Genomic DNA, 20,627 nt, shown 5'->3' with positions numbered 1-20,627 from the left:
ATTCCGCAAATACACATCATTTTTGACGCCCATCGGTTAGGTTACTGTGTCATTTCCTAGCAGAAACCATAAGTTGGTCGGTAAAAAATATCTCATAGACGAAAGTTATCCACCTCAAAGCGAGCTTATTACTTGCTGACTAATTCTATAGTCGCTGCAAGATTTAAGCTTTTATAAAGATATTTTATCTATTTACATCAAAAAGTTAGTGCATTCACAATACATTTAATATGAATATTAATGATCATTGATGAGAATGAATAAATGAAAATTAATAACTATTAATGATCATTGGCAAGCATTCATTTTCTTCTCGCCATAGAGTTCGAAAAAGCAACAAAGTGCATATGGATAATTTTATCTATAGCACAAGACGTGCTGACAAGAAGAATTCACAACAACAAGGCGAGAAGAAAAACTATGAAATTAAACAAGCTTGTATTGGGCATGACATTTTTGACAGGCAGCGCATGGGGTGCAGTGGATAGCAATCACTGTAACCCGTTAGCGAGCGATTCATGCGGATTACCATGGCCAAGTAATCAGGCGTTTACAAAAGAGGATAGCCAATCAGAAACAGGGCTTCGTATTAACATCAAGAATGCGGTGTTTTCCGACATCTTTGTCCAAGAACTCCCAAAGAGCTTTACCCCTGAAGATATTGTCAATGGTAAAACCGGATTCTCAGTGGCGGCTCCCGTGCTTTTTGAATTTCCCCAACCATTTGATGAATTCAGCTTGCCTGAAGATGGTGGCAACACCGTTCAGGTTTTCGACTTCAGCACCGACCAACAAGTGCCTGTTGCTCCTTTATCGAGCAAGCCAGCGGATGTCAAAGACGACGATAGCCACGTACTTTCAGTCTACCCAAGAGCAAGATTTAACTATGGCAATACACACATTGCGGTGGTCACTAACAAGCTAAAAAGTGAAAGCGGTGAGCACTTTCATCCTTCCAAAGGGGTGGAACAAGCACTGAGCCAAGATGGATCAGAGCTATCCAATTTCTACGAACCTTACATTGAGTATCTCGAAACTAAAGGCATCGAAAGAGAGGAGATTCTTTCTCTGACAGTTTTCACCACTGTTACCAAGGATGACGCAACAAAGCAGTTCGCACCATTAAAGGAGCAAGTGCTTCAGTCAGCACCAAAGGTTGAATTTGACTGGGATAACTCTGGCTATGTGCATGACAGCAATGAAGTGGTCTATTCGCTCAAGGGACGCATGCTGTCTCAAGACTTCCGAGACAAGCAAACAGGCCGAATCACCGATAAAGCACGTGATGTCTGGCTAGATTTTACTATCTTATTTCCTAAAGACGCGCTATCACACTCAACCCCTGTTGTTATTTACGCACACGGGCTTAATGGCGACCAATCAGATGCCAGCTTCGCTGCCGCTCCGGCGCTTGAAGATGGTCATGCTGTTATCGCCATTGACTGGGTATGGCATGGCTCCAGAGCGGAGGATGATTCTGGGCACGTTGGCTCAATCATGACCCCGGAAAATGCAGCCAGCCTGCCAGGTGGTGCTGTGCAAAGTAACCTTGATATGCACACTCTCCTCAATGCAATCAATACATCTTTGCAAGAGCTGGACTTCTTACCTTCGCCCGATGGTGTGCCTGACTTAGATAAGACCAAGATAACTTTCCTTGGAACATCTCTCGGCACGATTCTAGGGCACGGATTCCTTTCAACCACCTCTGGTCAAGGTTTGAATGGCGGCTTCCTGCAAGTCCCCGGCACAAACTTTAGCCGTATCCTCACCAACTCCGTTACTTACACTTCTAACTCAGTATCTTGGCAGGGAGTCGTACCTGAATCTGCCACGGGATCAGAAGCCTCACTTTTCTGGTCTATGATGCAGACAGAGTTTGAAATCGGCGAAGGCGTTAGTTACTTGGACGATAAAGTCACTCCAGTAGGCATGGTATATGGCCTAAAAGACAGCTTTGTACCACCATACACAGGTGAAGCGCTGGTGGAGTTGGGCGATCTTCCGTTAATTGAACCTGTCCTTGAAGCACGCGAACATCTAGAAACCGCACCTGACTATCGCTCCGGAGATGGTGCACTACAGCTAGACGGGGATCACTTGATCTTCATGAAAGAAGAAGCCATTGTAAGCTATAAACATTGGTTACTTTCAGTGACTAACGCTAACCCTTTACCTCGCTACGATTACGTCTTCCCTGAAAGCTTAGAAAGCTATCAAGCTGGCACTCAGGTACTTCAGGAAAAAGATGGCAACATTTACCAATGTCTGGATGGTCAAGCCAGCGGCTATTGTCAGCAGTGGTCAGAACCTGCCAATCAATATGAGCCGGGAATCGGATTGTATTGGGAAATGGCGTGGAAACTGGTTCACTAAATCAGCGGGCCTAAACATAGTAACTAAAGGCTGGAGGGGTAATGCTCCAGCCTTTGCTTAAGGGCTTTCTGGTGAGTAGATTTTAATCTGCCAGCTTAAAAGGGTTAGATTCAAATGGAAGGTAGCGCAGTGAAAACAGTACAGAAGCGTGACAAGATGTTTGCTTCATTACTGCTTGAAACTGGTCGAGATTGAGTTTCCGTGCAGAAAACCCATTTCCTTCTTGCTGAACAAAAATTTCGTTGATGATTCCTATGTCGCAGCCTAGCTGCTGAGCATATTCATCCCAAGTTTCATCATCTAACAGTTGGGTTCCCCGACCGTCCTGAAGCAACACTTTAAGACCCAGCCCAGTTAAATCTTGCAACCAATATTGGGTTTCCTTTGGTGACATGGCACCAGACAAGTACACACTGATCATTAAAGGAATGTCATATTGTTTTACGTGCTGCTGCAACAAGTACTCAAGCTGTTTTCGCTTTTCTTTTGTATCAAAGTCGTAATCACTCAGCTCCATCGGGATGTACAGCCCCGCGACACCATGTCGATGACGCTCAACCCACGAGTGCCATCGTTGATAATTAGCGCCCAGCTCCTCAAAGTAGCTTTGAAGATAACGATTTTGCTGCTGCGCAGTGCCGTGAATACTCTGAAAATAGTCAGGGTCAGCATACAACCCTAACCAGATCTTGGAGCCTTGCTCTATCGTCGATTCAAGGCGCGCCGCCAGCCAACCTTGCCGACCACCAAAGGCTTCCTCACCGTATTGATTCCACTGCACCACCAGCGAACGGATGCCAACACGCTCCACTTCAGAGAGCAGTGTACGCCACTGCTCAGGGGAGACAGGTTTATCTCGACTCAGCGGCTGATAAAAAACCCCTTTATCTTCTTGCGCATCATGTTGACAGGCACTTAAGCTGAATAACGTCAGAAGTACGAAGAGAAACGCAAGATAAGCGTATCTCCGCTGTCCTGATAGCCAGTGTTGTCGATAATGTGTTGCCACTCTAACCCTACCTCTGAAGAGACGGCATAGCCGTCATAATTGCTATCTTTCCACTCCCACGCGAAACTGACACCAGCGCCTGCGCGGGTGTCTTCAAATTTGCTGTGATTCGTTTCGCTCTGTCCCCATTGAGCAAACACATAAGGTGTCACGCGTTGGCGATTTTCTGCTGCCACTTTAAATGTTCTACCTACATCGTAACGGGAGTATAACGAGTATTCGTCACTGCCATCCAAGTCGTACAACGCGTCGACGTAGAGTTGCTGAGTCAGCCAGTTGTCTTTATCCGCTTTCCACGCTTTAGACCAATCATCATTAGAAAATACATCGGCGCTTAATCTCAAGTAAGGCTTAGTGTCATCGTTGTCTGAATTTAGTCCCTGCTTTACCCCGAGCTTTAGAAAATAACTCCACTCTTGCAGCGGCTTTATCTGAACCCCGATATCAAGCTCACTTGATGTCCAATTGTCGTTATCAGAGTCATATTGACCACTATGTAAACCAGAAATACTAAAGGCAGTTTCGAGAGAGTTTTCTGTATCGAAGTAGTACTTTGCGTCTTCATAAAGGAAGAAATCTCCTGTCTGATCGGAGTATCCCGGAACAGCGGAGCCTCGGCTTTCACCAATCCAGCCTGCGACCGCAAACTTCCATCCTAAATTCAGATCACGATGAGCTGCCTGAAAATACTCCCTCTGCTCATCGCTAATTTTTGGCTCTTGTATCGCTTGCTGGTAAATGTCTTTACCCTGCGATTTATCGCCATTTCGTATTGCAGCGGAGGCGTATTCAGCCAAAACAGACGCATCATGACTGTAGGGCGCAAACTTCACCGCATTGGCAAATAGCGGCTTTGAAATCTCAGGATAGGATTTGGCCAAAGCGTACCCCACCGCCGCACTCATTCCACCTTGCTGGTCATGTTCAATCACGGTTTGCTCTATTGTCTTTAAACCACGCACATCGTCAGACTCACTGTAAGTAAGCGCTAAACTGCGTGCTAACTCCGCTGAGCCAACCTGTTTAATCGCCTGCTCCGTTCTCGCTCTGGCTACTGCGCCATCATCCATCTTGTTGGCAATGGCGACACCTAGCTCCCACCATGCCAAAGATTCAGAATCAGCCAACGTTAACCACTCTGCATTGGCTTGACTTACATCCCCCGCTTTCAATAATGTTTCGACATAATCGAGCTGGTCAAAAGGCGTCATGACGGATTTTTCGGCGATCAGCCAATAGGTTTTGGCGCCTTGAAAATCCTGACCTTGGTGGAGCCATCGGGCAACCACTAGTGCATCTTGTGCTGAGACCTGATCTGAGAGTGTGCCAAGATAAGTATGAGCCGCTTTGATCGGTTGCTTGGCACTTTGACAATAGGCAAGCGCCTGCGCAGCAAAGTCAGATCGAACGTGTGTATCCAGTTTCGAACACTGTTGCTGTTCAAACCAAATCGAAGGTGCGATTGGATACTCACTTTGCTTGGAACCAACATCGGCTAAATACTCAATATCTGAGACGTGCAATGCGGAGATATCACGATAGGCCAACGTTTGTGCACGTTGAACCAAAGCCAGGTTCTGAGCAAATTCTTCAGGGTGACTCTCTATCGCATCATGATAAAGCTTGCCTTCCAGCGCCTCATCTTTCGCTAGTGCCGCGTTGTATGTGGCTAAATCAAGGTGCTTGAGGCGCTCAGAATGTTGATACAAGTATTGCCACTGCTCAGCCGCCAATAAGTACTCGCCTTGATGACCATAAGCGGTGGCAAGTGCCGCCATTTCGCTCGTATTTTGTGCATCTTTCAGCAGCGCAACCACAGCCTGCCAATCACTCTTCTCAATGTAATGATCCACCAGCAGTTTACGCCTTGTCGTTTCATACTCACGGCGCTCAAAATGCGCACCTTCAAGCAAAGAGTAAGAACTGACTTGCTGCGCGACATTCAACCAGGCTTCTGGGCTATCCATCGGGTCACAGTGGCTCATTTGTTGAAGTGCAGCTTGGTGGTCGCCCGATTTATCCAGAGCGAGTACTTGCTGCAAGCAGGCTGGAAACAACATCCCTTTGCGACGAATCAGATCCATTTGTTCGGTGCTAAGTGAACGAATGTATTCCAATTGTTTTTCCTCATCACCGGTCAGCTGAGAGGTTTTCTCTAAGGCTTCAAGAGACACTTTAGCCTGTGCCAAGCGACGGGTATTGATCTGAGATTCAGCCTGATTTTTGAGTAACAAGGCCGTCAATTGGTCATTATCTTTCTGCTTAACAAACGCTTGCGCATCCTTTTCGCGGCCTAGGTATAAAAGCGAGAGAAGATAGGTTTTGTCGTCCTCAAGCGTACTCTCTTGATTAGACTGAATTCGCTCTAGTAAAGGTAGCGATTTTTGATATTGCTTTTGCTTAAACCACTGATACGCCTCATAACGATAAACCTCCGTCGACTTATAACGACGCGGTTGAGAATCACTCCAGTGAAGCGCTGCTTTCTTGCCACGCTTGCTTTCTATCGCATAAAGATGAATCAGGTACCATCGCTTCACCTGAGGCTCAGTAAGCCCTTGGCTTAATGTGTAAAATTGATACGGTGTAAACAGCTCCGCATTAAGGGAACGTCTGGCTCTGAGTTCCAGCAGCAGCTCACCTCGCTCACTCTCTGGTAGTTGATCAATATAGGCCTCCAAATCACCGTCATGGATACCTGCTTTTACCGCCAACTGATAAGCGAACTTCATAAATGGCACATGGTCAGGTACCAGCACCATCGCATGACGCAGCTCACTCAGGGCGTCAGAAAACTGCCCTGCCGCTTCTAAGCGATAAGCTTTATCCACATAGGGGTAGACGCGAAAATGCAACGACTCCGAAAGCCCGGAATAGATTTGATCATTCAGGTGGCTATCTGCCTCTACCACTGAGCTGAACAGCAGCAATACCGCGACTAAGGCGCCAAAAACGTTAGACTTCATACAGCGGCTCCTTCTCGACACGTTGACGTATTATCAGGTCGGGAATACTGCGCTTATGATCATTCTGTAGCTTAAGCGCACGAGTGATATCCGACTCTTGCAGATACCCTTTTTCAACCAGAAACTCACCAAGGCTCATGTCGCTCACATTTTCAAACGCAAGTATCGCCTGATGTAAAACCGCTGGTTCTATTAGATGTGCAGACAGCAAACAGCTACCTAACTGGCTTTGCGTCGCGAAGTAGATGCCTTTAATTTGCTCGACAGATGCAGTGCTCAACTTACCTTCATTTATCGCGCGTTGAATCTCTGGGTTTGGGTCCACGCTACGATCATCGAGATACCAATACCGCAAGCCAAGGGTTACCGCACCATTGGTGGTGATCACCCAACGAACAGGAACGCCAAGTTTACGTTTGATGGCCGATAGCCCCACAGGGCTAAGCGCAGATTCTTTACCTAAAATCAGAACACCATCTTCCCAACCTATTGGCAATACGGAATATTTCAATGCCATCTTTTTCGGCAGTGACTCCACTAAATAATGATCCAGCTCGAATGGCTCGACTTTGACGTATGGCATCTGACATTGTTCAGCAATCGCCTCACTCAGTTGCTCATTGCTGACTAAAGCGCTTTCCACCAAATACATACCCAAGAGTTTGTTCTTCGGCTTTTCCAGAATGACGGTTTCCAATTGTTTGCTGGATAAGTGCCCTTTCTCGACCAAAATTTGCCCGAGAGGCTTCTTGCGCTTTGCTACTGTTACCGAAGGAAAATCGTGAGTGGTTTTGTCCCATGCGACACGACGCGGATCCCCTTGCTCAATCACCTGACGAATCGCCCGTAGATTGGCCGCAAAGTTGATGACGTTGCCCCAAGCGAGTCTAACAATCGACAACACTCCTTCGGCATAACCGTAATATCGGCTGACAAAATAAAAACGCTGGAACAGACGGTTGGCTAACAGCAGAGCATTAAAGGTTAAGATTGCGTATGTGAACGGATCATTACCAATCAATGACATAAACCGATATGCGCCTTCCACAAAGTTGCTGTAGAGACTTAAACTCACCAGTTGAATCAGCAAGAACATAGCTAAAAAGCCCGCTACGTTGCTGATCACACCGCGACGATCTCGCCATAGAAAATAATTAACGCGCCAATCGTTGGTCCATTTGTGATTCTTAAACCCCTGAAAGACAATGCCGATGATCCAGCGGCTCTTCTGCCGCACCGCGGTGGAAAAAGTGGTTGGGAAATATTCCCTGACACACACTACGCTTCCTTCACGTAAGGAAACACCAAAAGCGTCTTCTTTCAACGTCTGCAAATCTTTGTCGATCACTGGGAAGCGAACAAAAATTTCATTCATCCCCCACTGCTTGAGGCGAAAACCGATATCGTAATCTTCCGTCAGTGACTGAACATCAAACGGCAATCCATCCCCTTCGACCAAAAGTCTTAACACGGATTTACGACTGAAACAGGTTCCGACACCGGCACTCGGCACCTGACCGGCGATGGCTTCTCTGACCACAACGTCTTTGCCATGCAGCTCCGCAAACTCGTCCGCATAGTGACCCGGCGTCATTTGGTACCATTTGCGTGTATAGGGATAAACGGGAAGCTGAATCAGATCTTTGTCCGGCAACAGATAGTTGAACAGTCTTAATTCCATGGAAGAGAGAACGTCTTCAGAGTCATGGAGGATGAAGCCCGCAAACTCTAGCTTTGCCTTCTTCTCAAACTCAATAATGGATGCGATGACGTTGTTAAGGCAGTCTGCTTTGCTTGTCGGCCCCGGTCTGGCGCACACCACTTTATGCACATTGGGGTATTGCGCGCAGACTTTGTCTACGTCACTCTGCGTTTCAGGATCATTAGGGTAAGTCCCAACGAAAATCTGATAGTTTTCATAATCAAGCTGAGATGCGGCTAACTCCGCCATTTTGCCGATCACACCGTGCTCCTGCCAAGCGGGCACCATGATCGCCAAAGGTTGTTCAGGTTTCTTGTAGAGCTCTTTCGCTTCTTTACGCGAGTATTTTTTATATGTTGTTGTCTCGCGCCAGAATCGGCGCACCCAGTAATAGACATCGATAAACAGATCATCAATGCCACATACCGCCATCACTATCATAAGTACTGCCAGCAAAGCCTTTAGGCCCAGCAGGTAGAACATGAAAAAATCAAGAAAGTTCACGGCATGCCTCGCTGATCACGTGAGCAATCTGCTCCGATGCCTTGCCGTCACCAAACGGGTTGTCCTGCTGACTGAATGAACCAAGCGATAGCATCTCTAATGCGCTGGCCACGATTCTGTCTACCTTGTCGGCGCCACTCAATACTGAATAGCCTTTTGCAACGGCTTCAGGACGCTCTGTCGTTTCGCGCAGTACCACCACTCTAGTGCCAAAGGTCGGGGCTTCTTCCTGAATACCACCGGAATCGGTTAACACTAAACAGGCTTCTGCTAAACATTGTTGCAGCTCAAGGTAGTCCAACGGTTCGCTAACAGTGACTCGTTCTACGCCCTCCAAGGCCTGCAACACCTGCTGTTTAACTTGCGGATTGGGATGAACCGCAAACACAAACTCCAAGTCTGTTCGGAGTGCGGACAACTGTTTTACGGCCTGACAAATCGTGGCGATATTTGCCCAGTTTTCACGGCGATGGGCGGTCACTAACACCTTATTAGAGCGCTTTGTCTCTACCTTACCTTGCGTTAGTAGATGCACCTGAGCATCAATCGCAGTATTCCCCGTAAGGTGGATATGTTGAGAAGAAATGCCTTCTTGCACCAAAGCCTGATAAGCACCCGCGGTTGGTGCAAAGTGTAGATTTGCAATGCGAGCCACCATCTGACGATTCGACTCTTCAGGGAAAGGGTGCTGCATGTTTCCACTGCGCAGTCCTGCCTCTACATGGGTAATGATGGGCACACGTTGATAAAACGCCGCCAATGCGCCAGTGAAGGTCGTGGCAGTATCACCATGAACTAACACGGCTTTAAAAGGGTGTTGGAGTAGCAGCTCGCTGATCGAATCGATTAAGCCAGAAACCAAACCACTGACACCATCGCCTTGAGGGCGCTGTAAGATAAAGTCAGGGCGGATAGAGAACACATCAAAGGTTTGCGCAGCCAAGGAGTCATGCTGGCCGGTATGGCACCAAACCACCGAAGAACCTTGCGCTTTAAGAGAAAAATACACCGGAGCCATTTTGATAATTTCAGGTCGAGTACCTGTCACTATCAATACGTCAGAACATACTACGTCAGTCATTTTAGCGATAACCACATGTCAAATATGCTTTATTTAGACTCTGGGCTTCCTGACCAAACTAGCGTCGAGCATCCGCGTTTTGCTCTCTCACGAATAAAGCATTTGATGAAATACTATAAGGGGCGCGAAGCGTAGCATGGCGATTTTCATGAAAGATAAATCATTAAAACAATCCCTCAAAAAACCTAAAAACAAGGAAATAAGAACAACCCATACAAAACAACATGCTGCATAAAAATTCATGAAATAGCGCCAATATCTCAATAAAAATCGCAGCAAACCGCATTAATAGATTAATTACAATCTAAATGTCTCATGTATGAGAAAGACGTTCATAATCAGTGTTCCGCTCAAAGCAATGGGAACTTTGTTAGTATTGATTGAAATTGGCGAGCAGCAATCGCTCGCCGAATCTTGTTATGATTTTGGCGCTTAATGGCTTTAATCAGGGTATAAACGATAAGTTTCACGCAATGTGCTGAATGCCTCTAGTTCTGGCTCCCAAGTGGCTTCAATTTCCTGATACGGTTTTCCTTGGCGAATTTGATTGAGTACTTCCGTTGTCCCAATAAGCTGAGCGAGCCATTCCGGTCGATCCACAATTTCACTATCTTGATAACCTAGATCGCGCATCGCCCAGTACCAACGAGAAAATGCCTCAATACTGAATTTGGTGTTTTCAGGTGGAGCAATTCGATAGCTTTCACCATACACATATTGACCTTGCTGCGGCCAAGCAGAGCTGTCATCTGCAATTTGGAATTCGTGGTTAATTTTTAAGTTTTCATCGGGGTAACCAATCACCTCAAAGGGAGTATTCGTTCCTCGGCCTACACTGATGGTGGTCGATTCAAACAATCCTAAGCTTGGGTAATGAATAACAGACTCATCCGTTTGCAGATTTGGTGATGGCGCGACAGGTAAAGAATAGCTGTCGCTGTGACTGTATTCCGGTACCTTAACAACTTTGAGGTCACCTTCATCAAGGAACACACCATTACTCAGCCATAATTCACCGTTAATCATCAGAGCTAGCTCAGCAATCGTCAGGCCATGGACGACAGGAATAGGTGCCATCCCTACAAAAGAGACATGTTCTGGCTCCATGATTGGGCCGGCGATATAGCTCCCATTTGGGTTCGGGCGATCGAGAATCACCACCTGACGACCGTATTCTGCCGCTGCTTCCATAACCAATTGCATAGTACTGATGTACGTGTAAAAGCGGACGCCGACATCCTGCATATCGAAGACCAGTACATCAACATTCTGCAGATCTTCCTCGGTAGGCTTTTTATGGTCGCCATATAAAGAAATGACTGGCAACCCGGTTTCAGGATCAATGCCATCTTCCACTTCTTCACCTGCATCCTGCTCACCTCGTAGACCGTGCTCAGGTGCGAACAAAGTCGTCACGTTTACCTGTTCTTCAATCATGGCATCAATAAGGTGAACGCCCGTATTCAGGCGCGAAGTTGGATTGACTACCAACCCAACCCGTTTGCCCTCCAAATAAGGCAGGTATTCTTCCAGTTGATCGGCGCCCACTGCAATTGAGGAAGTAGTTGACTCTTCTTCATCACAACCTAGGGTAAATATCGTACTGACTATCAATAATATCGACAGTAAAACCTTCATGTTATTACCTCATCTTTAGTGTGTTGCTTGATATTTAGATGTTGTTAAGCACCCTCTTCATTTCCTGAAAAGGGTGGTAGGGATATTCGCTAAAAAAGCAGTGGGATTAGTAGCTCAGGCCGTGGCCGATGGGGTATTTGAGGTCACCCATACTACCGTCTTCGTTCTGTTCGAAGACTTGCACTGGTAATCGCCCGTTTGGATTGAGGGTACCCAGAATGGTTTTAGCCACAGACTCCAACACGTGTGAGCCAAGATCGTTGCCTTGCTCATCGATACCGTAGTAGTTGTAAGTCGCAATAGCGCTGTGCGAGACATCCTCAAAGTTCACGACATCGTATGGAGCCCGCAAGGTAAGGTGGACAACTCTTTTTTGATTGTCGAAAGCGTATTTCATCATGCTGTAAGCAAATTGGTTATCATCGATTTCCTCTGCTTTTTGACGCTCGTGAACATTGAATACCAGTGAATTTGATGCACTCGATAAACGCTTCAAGGCTGTGCTGAAAGAGTCACCGTTGTCCTCGACTGGAGATGGTTCTGTGGCAGCAGTACCGACAATAATGGTCTGAGCACCATCAATGTTTGTCTTTTCTGCATCTTCCGTGGTTTCAGATATTAAAACACCTGTCACTTGCGTTACCCCTTGCTCATTGAGCGCCGCTTTCAACGCTTTGGCTTTATCACCTTCGCCATAATCAGGCATGATGATGTGTACATTTTCAATTTCATCTGGATTGAGGGGTAAGGTGTCGTCTTGGTTTTCTATCAAGGTAATTGACTTGTCGGTTATCTCCCTTTCTGTCTCTTGATGTTGCACATTACCTATCAAATTCTGAGCGTTATCTTGAACCTCAGAAAGGTCTACTTTCCCCGCAACGTTAAGCACATTCCGCTTTAGCTTAGTAGCAATGATTCGTTCAACAGACTCATCAATGCTTTGCTCAGAAAGCTCTCCAGCCTCTACCGCTGCTACCACTTCATCAATCAGCTCACCTAGCTGCCCTTCACCGCTGGTTGTTCTGAAAAGGGTTGGCATCAGTGCGATATCTACACCAGCCTGGAACGTTTTAATCACCGCATCCGCTTCTTCAAAGTGTGCAGCGATACCTTGCATATCCAGCGCGTCGGTAATAGTGAGGCCCTGATAGTTGAGTTCTTCACGCAATAATTCAGTTTGAATCTTGTGTGATAATGTCGCGGGTACAACGATGGTTTCGCCACTACGACTGCCCACGACTTCGGAATCATCCAAGGCCGGATATTGAATATGAGCCGTCATGATCATGTCTGGTGCCAAGCCTTGGTCGATGGCTTCTTTGTAAGGGGCTAGATCAATCGCATATGCTTCTTCAATGGACTTATTAACGATAGGTAAGCCGTAGTGTGAATCCGATTCAGTATCACCATGCCCCGGGTAGTGCTTAAACGTCCCGATGACATTTTCATCGGCCATTCCTTTTGCTGACTGCCCTCCGAGTAAACCCACCAGTTGAGGGTCTTCGCCGTAGGATCGAACATTAATAACAGGGTTAAGCGGATTGGATTGGACATCAACAACAGGAGCGAAGTTAACATTAAACCCAACCGATTTAATTTCTTTCGCTAAAATTCTACCCGACTCGTAGGCCAGTTCAGGATTATTATCATTTAAATAAGCAGCGCCAAGAGCCATATTACCGGGTAAGTTTGTGGCTTGTGCTCTTGGCAAACGAACAACATTCCCACCTTCTTGATCTATGGTGACAAATAATCCAACCTCTTGATCCTCTTCAACGGCATTTTGCATGTTCCAGATCAACTCGCCAGTTTGATTAATATCGACCAAATTACTACTGAATAAAATCACACCACCGACTTTATCATTGCCAATAATATGTCGAACACTCTCATTTATTTCCGTTAATCCATCAACACATTCAGGATCTCCTTCATCACACCAATAACGAAATGACATTATTATTTTTTGTGAGATCTTTTCTCTCAATGTCATATCTTGTGTAATTACGCGTGCCCTATCTTCCAAAGAGAGGGAGTCCGAATCATCAAGACATCCAACTCCCATCAGGCATGCTATTGTAATTAAAGAAAGTCTTAAGCTCTTTTTCATTCTACCCCCCGCATAATATGATTTTGTTTCTCAGATTGAGTGCGTATTCGCTTATAAATTGCGCCACACTAATCTCTGCTCGGTAGAATGCTATTCAATAAACACGATAATTATTGGAATAAATATCACGACTTATCTATTCCAATAAGTTTTAAAATGGAATAAAACACTGATTAATTATGAATAAAGATATCAAAAGCTATGATTACAAAGATGAGAAAAGGCTATTCCAAATAGGAATAATATTGGTGATATTATGATGAAGAGATATCGATATTTTCTAACAATCAATTCTATGTCACATAAAATGAACAATAACTAAACTAGTTAATTCAAACATATTCAAATAAATAAAAATATAGAATAAGCAAACTAAATATAAACGACCATATTTCAAAAAAGAGTAATATATCCTTATTGATTAGTGGATATTAATTTATACAAAAATCCGATATTGATTACTCAATATCGGATTGGTCATTTTATTCTTTATCGATTGGAGTGAAACTACTCAGTACAGCTTCCAATCCACACCCAGCCAGAATAAGGATCCGCAGGCGTTAATTCTGCATCCGTCCAACGTTCAGCTTCATATAGGCTACCTTGATATGTCACCTGTGCGCCTTCCTCATATTGCCCCGGCTCAAATTCAGGAATATCCGCACAAATGCCATCGCCACCACCGGTGTTTTCACCAATCACTTTCAGTTGTGTTGACTTAACCGCTGACTCCTCACCATCTGAAGCCTCTAGTGAAATAGAGTAGGTCAGATTGTAATCCGTCACAGGCGCGGTCACTTCGAGCGTGGCGCTGTTCGTGTCTCCTACGACTGTTAGATCTGAAGGTACCGTCCATTGGTAGCTCACTTGTTCACCTTCCGGATCCGTTGCCGATGCCGTAATGGTAACCGTTTCCCCACTATCAACCTCGTAATTCGGTGATAGTTCAATCACTGGTGGCTGATTACCCGGCGGTGGCGTTTCTCCACCTTCTCCACCCCAGATAGAACCATCACATTCGTTGCCCATCAGACATGCAGGGCTTTGAGCGTAGGCGTCAACCTTACCGTCTAACCAACCGTTGTCCGTACCGTTGGAGCCAATCGATACAACTGCTGTGGTCGAGCCGCCTCCCCAGAAAATAGAGAATACATTACTCTTCGGCAAATCATGCATCGCCATTCTCGACCAATCATAGCCATTATCTTTTGCAAGGAGTTCACCAACGTTACTCGCACCGTTGTAGATCTCCGCGCTCAGAGCTTTATCGAGTAAGCCTGCTCGAATAGTACTGATATCTGTACTGATACGAGCGTCACCCATAAAGTAAGAGCCACCTGACGCTTCATGTTCAACGCTGATGAGATCATTACCTTCCTCTTCGGTCGGCATATGGCCGCCTGGGATCTGCCAAATCATTGCTGGTGAATCTGCGCCATCACTGATGGTTTTCACATAAGAAAGATAACGTGTCCAGCTCGTTGCATTGTATGCGTAGTTAGCAATCGCTTCCGATCCAAAACCATCTCGTTCATATTTATCAAACACGATGTAGTCAGGAGTGTAGGTGCCGCTGTAGACATCTAACGAAGCGATAAACTCCGCCACTTCTTGGCCTTTAGCTTCAGACTGATCCTCGGATGTATGGATCCAATTCGCAGAGCCCACTGCCCAAAGGTTAATCTGCCAACCGTAAGTCACATCCTCAGCGAGCGCGTTCATGATGAAGTTTAATGACGCAATATAGCCCTTCAACGTATCCTCAAACTGCGGGATTTCTACAGGTGGCTGATAGCCGTAGGTCTCTTCCATGAACTCCAGAGCACGCGCCAACTGATTGTTGACTTCGACACTGCCCGACACACTGAGCATTTCAACGTCAGATGGGTTTTTCTGCAGTTCACCAAGGAAGTCTGGGTTCAGTACAAACGACATAGGCGAGCTGCCATCGCCACGAGCGTATTCCTGCGCGGCTGTCGCCTGAGTAATGAAGGTGGCGTAATGCTTGTAAAGAAGGTTGTTGTCTTTCAGGTCACCCCAGCTTGCGCCACCACTGGCGTTCGCGGTGTAAACTACCATGACAGGCAACACAGGCTTTCCAGAAATTCCAGAAGCCGTTTGAGCGTTCGCGTAGGTCGTATGGAGAGGAAGACCATCTTTCGGCAAGATAACATCTGGGTCACCGGAGCCACTCAGGCCCGCGTACTTAAAGATTGCATCGACGCGCGTAGCTCCGATTTCTTGAGTAGCCTGCTCGCTGTCATTGGTCACGGTGCCGTTGGCAACGAAATCAGGGAAACCTTTCACTGCCAGGCTCATCGCTTCTCGGAACGGCAGGGCTAACACAAACGGAGTACTACCTTCGGTCACCGTAACTGACTCTTCGCCATCGTAGGCGTAGCGCGTCTCACCAGCGGAAACTGGATCAATCTCTACCTGATATTCCCCCGGTTTTACCGTATCAGGCAGGGTGAACGTGTTCTCTGTGATCTCATAGCTATAAAGACCAGAACCATCTGTCGCCACTAAATTCACCAAGACTGGCATCGCTTCAGATGGCAGCCCTGAAAGCGTTGTTTCTACGATACGGAAACCTTCAGTATCAATAGCAGTGGACGAAACGTCTGCAGTTACTTCAGTCTCGCTGTCTTTGTTAACTGAAATATTCAAGTTGTCCTGAGGTTGGTACAAAGTGTTATTCACGGTGACTGGCGAGTAACTTAGGTCGTAGCTGTGGCCGTCAAGCAGTTTACCAATATCCAGATTTCCACCAAATGGCACGATGACGCTGCGTTCAATATCTTCGCTGCCTGCAGGATGTACCGCAACGTTTGTAGTTAGGCTTCCAGCAACTCCTTCAATGGCAGGCATGGTGAGATCGATGGCCGCGTAATAAACAAATGCATCGTATTGAACGGAAGCTGTCGGTGCTGCTTGGTCACTATCCACTGTCACCGTTGTTGCTGGCGAAGCCGCTGTAGCAATCCCCTCTTCACTCGACACATCCAAAGCGGTGACCTGATATTCACCATCTTTTAAATGGTCGAGTGTGTAGGTAGAGCCCCATGCGACTGAAACCGTTTCTGTGTAACTTTCCCCTTCAACTAAAATGGAAGCTGAAGACAGGCTGGAGTGAGGGGATGTTGGCGCAATCAGTTCAATCTTACCTTGTAACGCGGGGTCATTCTTGATGATGACTTGCTCAACATTAAGGTCGTTTTGATCGATGAAATCTCCGTTTGTTGAGTTAAGACCAAATATCAGATCGAATGATGCACCTGCTGACAGCGGGTCAGACGTCGCGTCGTGTGTAAAAACAAAAGTATTGGGTGCTGGACTACTAACGCTAAAACCCGGTGCTCCCCATACGGTGTTCACCGACGCATCTTTACTTGTGGTGACCCAAACTTCAGCACTGTCTAAATCCAACGTTTCACCAGACACATTACTGACGGTGACTTGCGCCGTTGAGTACCATTCCTCTACGCCTTGCATTGTAATCTGTGTTTCCACCGACTCACTCTGAGTAGCGGCGATACTATTCTGTGGCGCGGCAATGGCAGATTGAACAGCCAGCAATGGCGATCCCATTAACGCTGCAGTTACCAACAAACTGATCGTTGTCTTTTTCATGATTTAAATCCTATGGCACCTATATCAAACTTAGGTGATGCCTTTATTTGTTAAGCCAAATTTATAGTTTGTTCCGATGCACTATCACCTGTATTAAGACAGTAATTCTCTGTCTTACAGGAAAAGTCGGAACCAAAACTATTTTTTAGTGGGAATCTTAATAAGGCAAAGTTGCTTAATTAAATTTTGATAAGCATCCCAGAATTCAACAACCTCGTTTAAATTGTCAAAAAATTAAATAATCAACCATTATTAATTCTTGAGATTTTTATAACAATCAAAAATAAAAGTGAAGAAATGAAACAATATAGAAACATATATGGCTGAAAAACTCAGATAAAAATAATATCAATTAAATCAATTGATAAATATTAATACCTTTTCATCGATAAAAACCAGTCCATTCACGCAATCGACGATAAATTACACAAAAACAAACAATTTCAACAACTTAAATAGACCAATTCTGAAATGAAAATTTAAATCCTCAAGTATTACCCTGATGAAATCCTACTTTGACTGAAAAATCCATTAATACTTATAAATGAAAGAAAGAATAATCATTAAAACCGACGGTCTTATAACTTAACGTTCTATACCCATTATTTAATATCGTTACAATCATTTCCAACCTTTCATTTAAATAAAATAAGTTGTTAATCAAAAAACTAATGAATATCTGTTAATGAAGAAATAATAAGGCCACTCCGTAGAGTGGCCTTATTAAGCCCTGTATTTATACTCTAATTAGATTACGACGACTGCGATTTAGTGTAATAACCTACAGCGACTACCTTGTTATCTAATACTCGATAATAAGTGTGTTTATTCTCAACGTTACCTGATAACGGATTCAACCATCGGTAGGAGTACTCCCCTCGCCCATTCTTACGCGCCAATGACAATAGCTCGGTCACGATTGGTTTGAGATCTGGGTTAAGAATTTCGTTATGCGAACGCCCCACTAACTCTGGAGAGGTACCGTGAGCGAGAAACTTACCTGAGTTAATGTCGAGTACAAACACGTACAAGTCACCATCCACGAACTCACCATCGATGTCGTTAAACTCGTCTATACTCCGCTGCTCGGAACTCACCATCGCGGCCATTGCTCTAGACAATAGTTGTTTTGCCTCAGTCGCACTGGAACGCTCAGGATAATAGCCCACGGCCACAATCACATCCCCCACCCTTTCAAAGAAGGTTTTCTTGGGCTCCCCCATTCGATCGGTTGGATTGGTCCAGTGATAGTCCACCTCACCATAGCCATTGTGAACCGCTTTCGAGATCATCTCACGAAAGAAGGGCTTACCATACACATCCTGAGTATCCAAAACACTGTCACCAATTAGCACCATTGATGAGCCACCACTGGCGAGAAACTGGCCATCGACTCCCACCGCAAAGACATACAGTTCGTCATCAACAAATGCTGAGTCAGTAGAAAAATCACTGACCGCCTTATCGCCTTGGTTCTGAATATGCAGCACGGCTTTGGATAACAGCGTTTTTGCTCTGCGCTCTGCTTGTGTTGAGACATGCGGCTCCGAGATATCCAGTACATTGACCGCTTGCTGGCTCTCTTCAGCTTGTACTATCGCGCTGCTGAGAGCACTCAGCATCACAGTGGCTAAAAGAAGAATTCGTTGTAATTTCAAGTTCATACCTCCTAGTATCCGACCATAGATGGCAGCCATAAGCTGATTTGTGGGAAGAAGGCAATCACAAACACACCAATTACCGAGGCAAGCACAAATGGGTGAATCTTAGCGGTAATTTGCTCCACTGTGGCCCCGCCTATCCCCGAGGCAACGAAGATATTTTCTCCCAGTGGTGGAGTAGCAAAACCAATCGACAACGTACATACCACCACAATCCCAACGTGCGTTGGATCCGCGCCAAGCATGTACATAATGGGCAGCAATACCGGCACAATGATCATGATGGCCGCTAGGGTTTCCATGAACATACCAATGAACAGCAGTAACGTGATGGTTAGCGCCCACACTAAGTACATGTTGTCGGTGAAGCCAAGCAGAGATTCCGCCACTACCACTGGTATTTTCTGTTCGATCAGCAGGCGACCAAACACAGTGGCAGCAAACAAGATCAGCAGGACGCGACCTGTAATCCAGGTTGTGGTTGACAGCGATTTAGTAATGCTCTTAAACGACAATTCACGGTGAATAAACAGCCCGACAAACAGCGAGTAGAAGATCGCAACCACGGCCGATTCGGTCGGAGTAAACATGCCGCTGTAGATACCGCCAAGGATCAGAAACGGCGCTAATATGGACCACACACCACGGCGCAAAGTATGCCTGATATCACCGAATGACCAGTTCTCTGTCAGGCCGGAATAGCCTTTGCGCTTCGCAATCATGTAGTTGGTAATAACTAAGGTCGATGCCATGATCAACCCCGGAATGACCCCAGCCACAAACAGCTTTGGAATCGATAGAGAGGCAAACTGCCCGTGCTGTGCAATGGCTTCCGGTGGGGCCATTAAACCCATCGCCGAAATGCCAAAGATGACCAAAGGAATCGAAGGCGGAATGATGATCCCGAGGCCCCCTGAGGCAGCGGTGACCGCCGAAGCGTAGCTCTTCTCATAATCACGTTTGACCATCGCTGGCACCATCAGCATACCCACCGCCGCAGTCGTCGCAGGCCCTGAGCCCGAAATAGCACCAAAGAAAAGACACGCCATGACGGTGGCGGCACCCAGCCCGCCAGTAACCGGCCCGGCAAGGCTCTCGGCGATATCCACCAATCGCTTGGAAATCCCGGCCGCTTCCATCAAAGCACCCGCCAGAACAAATGAAGGCAAAGCCATCAAAGGGAAATTACCGACTGAGGTAAATGCGATTTGCACCAAGGCAATCGGGTTCTTATCCAGTATTAAATAGGCAGCCATTGAAGCCCCTGCCAGAGACACAGTAATCGGTGCGCCTAAGATCAGCAGGGTTAAAAAGCCGCCAAACAAAATCAGAGTTAAATATTCATCCATCGTTACTTCTCTCTCTTACTGCGAGTTCAGCGACTTCTGCATCGTCAGTTTATTGAGCTCCTTGACCTCAGGGTCTTCACTTTTCACTCCTTTGAACAAGCGCTCGTAATTGTTCCAGAGGATCCTGATCATCATTAGTGAAAACGCGATCGGAAGAATCATGTAGAAATACTTCATCGGAATCCCCGTCGTCTGAGATTTCCAGAACAGGTTCATTTTGTTGAACACAAAGTCATAGCTCAGATAAACGAAGTAACCGTTGAACAGTAACCAAAGGAAATCTGCAATGGTTTCACTGATGGTCTGGACGATAGGAGGGAAAAACTTGAAGTGAAAACTGACTCGGTTATGCGCCGACATTTTGGCCGCGACAACCGCGCCTAAATAGGCAAACCAAACAAACATATAGGTGGCGACTTCGTCTCCCCATGGAATGGAGTAATCGAACAGCTGGCGTGAAATGATCTGTGAGAACAACAGCAGGACAAAACTTGCCAGTAGCAGGCAGCAAGTGTATTCCTCGACATTGTTCAAGTGTTTTTTAATTGTTTTAGCGACTGACATATAGCCTCCGATGTTGATCTTTACATGACAACCA

At 46.0% G+C, this 20,627-nt stretch carries 11 protein-coding genes; 1 reads left to right on the top strand and 10 read right to left on the bottom strand.

From position 1 onward, the window contains the following. The first annotated feature begins 420 nt into the window (after positions 1 to 420). Positions 421 to 2,376: a chitin-binding protein gene (locus FIU99_RS27300; RefSeq protein ID WP_172974057.1), complete on the top strand. Its 1,956-nt coding sequence runs from the start codon at positions 421 to 423 to the stop codon at positions 2,374 to 2,376. Between the two features lie 82 nt (positions 2,377 to 2,458). Here FIU99_RS27300 and FIU99_RS05405 read toward each other — a convergent pair whose 3' ends face one another. The 10 genes from FIU99_RS05405 to FIU99_RS05360 all read right to left on the bottom strand — a co-directional run bounded on the left by FIU99_RS05405 (position 2,459) and on the right by FIU99_RS05360 (position 20,593). Then, positions 2,459 to 3,385: a DUF4434 domain-containing protein gene (locus FIU99_RS05405; RefSeq protein ID WP_152472088.1), complete on the bottom strand. Its 927-nt coding sequence runs from the start codon at positions 3,383 to 3,385 to the stop codon at positions 2,459 to 2,461. Continuing rightward, complete coding sequence (locus tag FIU99_RS05400; RefSeq protein WP_152472087.1) at positions 3,307 to 6,351, bottom strand: hypothetical protein; 3,045 nt, start codon at positions 6,349 to 6,351, stop codon at positions 3,307 to 3,309. The genes FIU99_RS05405 and FIU99_RS05400 overlap by 79 nt, the downstream gene beginning before the upstream one ends. Continuing rightward, on the bottom strand, positions 6,341 to 8,557 hold the full coding sequence (locus tag FIU99_RS05395) for a glycosyl transferase family protein (RefSeq protein ID WP_253899451.1): 2,217 nt from the start codon (positions 8,555 to 8,557) through the stop codon (positions 6,341 to 6,343). Before FIU99_RS05395 ends, FIU99_RS05400 begins: the two co-directional genes overlap by 11 nt. Next, a complete protein-coding gene (gene wecB, locus FIU99_RS05390; protein WP_152472086.1) occupies positions 8,544 to 9,638 on the bottom strand; it encodes a non-hydrolyzing UDP-N-acetylglucosamine 2-epimerase in 1,095 nt (364 codons plus the stop codon). The genes FIU99_RS05395 and wecB overlap by 14 nt, the downstream gene beginning before the upstream one ends. Positions 9,639 to 10,079: 441 nt before the next feature. Next, positions 10,080 to 11,276 carry an exo-beta-N-acetylmuramidase NamZ domain-containing protein gene (locus tag FIU99_RS05385; protein ID WP_065740432.1) on the bottom strand — a complete coding sequence of 399 codons (1,197 nt, stop codon included), beginning with the start codon at positions 11,274 to 11,276 and terminating at the stop codon, positions 10,080 to 10,082. A gap of 106 nt (positions 11,277 to 11,382) precedes the next feature. After that, positions 11,383 to 13,233: a glycoside hydrolase family 3 protein gene (locus tag FIU99_RS05380; protein WP_006959173.1), complete on the bottom strand. Its 1,851-nt coding sequence runs from the start codon at positions 13,231 to 13,233 to the stop codon at positions 11,383 to 11,385. Between the two features lie 660 nt (positions 13,234 to 13,893). Then, positions 13,894 to 17,019 carry a hypothetical protein gene (locus tag FIU99_RS05375; protein ID WP_006959175.1) on the bottom strand — a complete coding sequence of 1,042 codons (3,126 nt, stop codon included), beginning with the start codon at positions 17,017 to 17,019 and terminating at the stop codon, positions 13,894 to 13,896. A 752-nt stretch (positions 17,020 to 17,771) separates the two neighbouring features. Next, positions 17,772 to 18,677, bottom strand: coding sequence for a cache domain-containing protein (locus FIU99_RS05370; RefSeq protein ID WP_006959177.1), 906 nt, complete (start codon positions 18,675 to 18,677; stop codon positions 17,772 to 17,774). Between the two features lie 11 nt (positions 18,678 to 18,688). Beyond that, positions 18,689 to 20,029, bottom strand: a complete 1,341-nt coding sequence (locus FIU99_RS05365; protein WP_006959180.1) for a TRAP transporter large permease — start codon at positions 20,027 to 20,029, stop codon at positions 18,689 to 18,691. A gap of 15 nt (positions 20,030 to 20,044) precedes the next feature. Further along, on the bottom strand, positions 20,045 to 20,593 hold the full coding sequence (locus FIU99_RS05360) for a TRAP transporter small permease (RefSeq protein WP_006959181.1): 549 nt from the start codon (positions 20,591 to 20,593) through the stop codon (positions 20,045 to 20,047). Positions 20,594 to 20,627 lie beyond the last annotated feature (34 nt).

Origin of the sequence: Vibrio sp. THAF64 (assembly GCF_009363455.1) — a bacterium.
GTDB lineage: Bacteria > Pseudomonadota > Gammaproteobacteria > Enterobacterales > Vibrionaceae > Vibrio > Vibrio coralliilyticus.
This window is presented reverse-complemented; position numbering and strand designations above follow the sequence as displayed.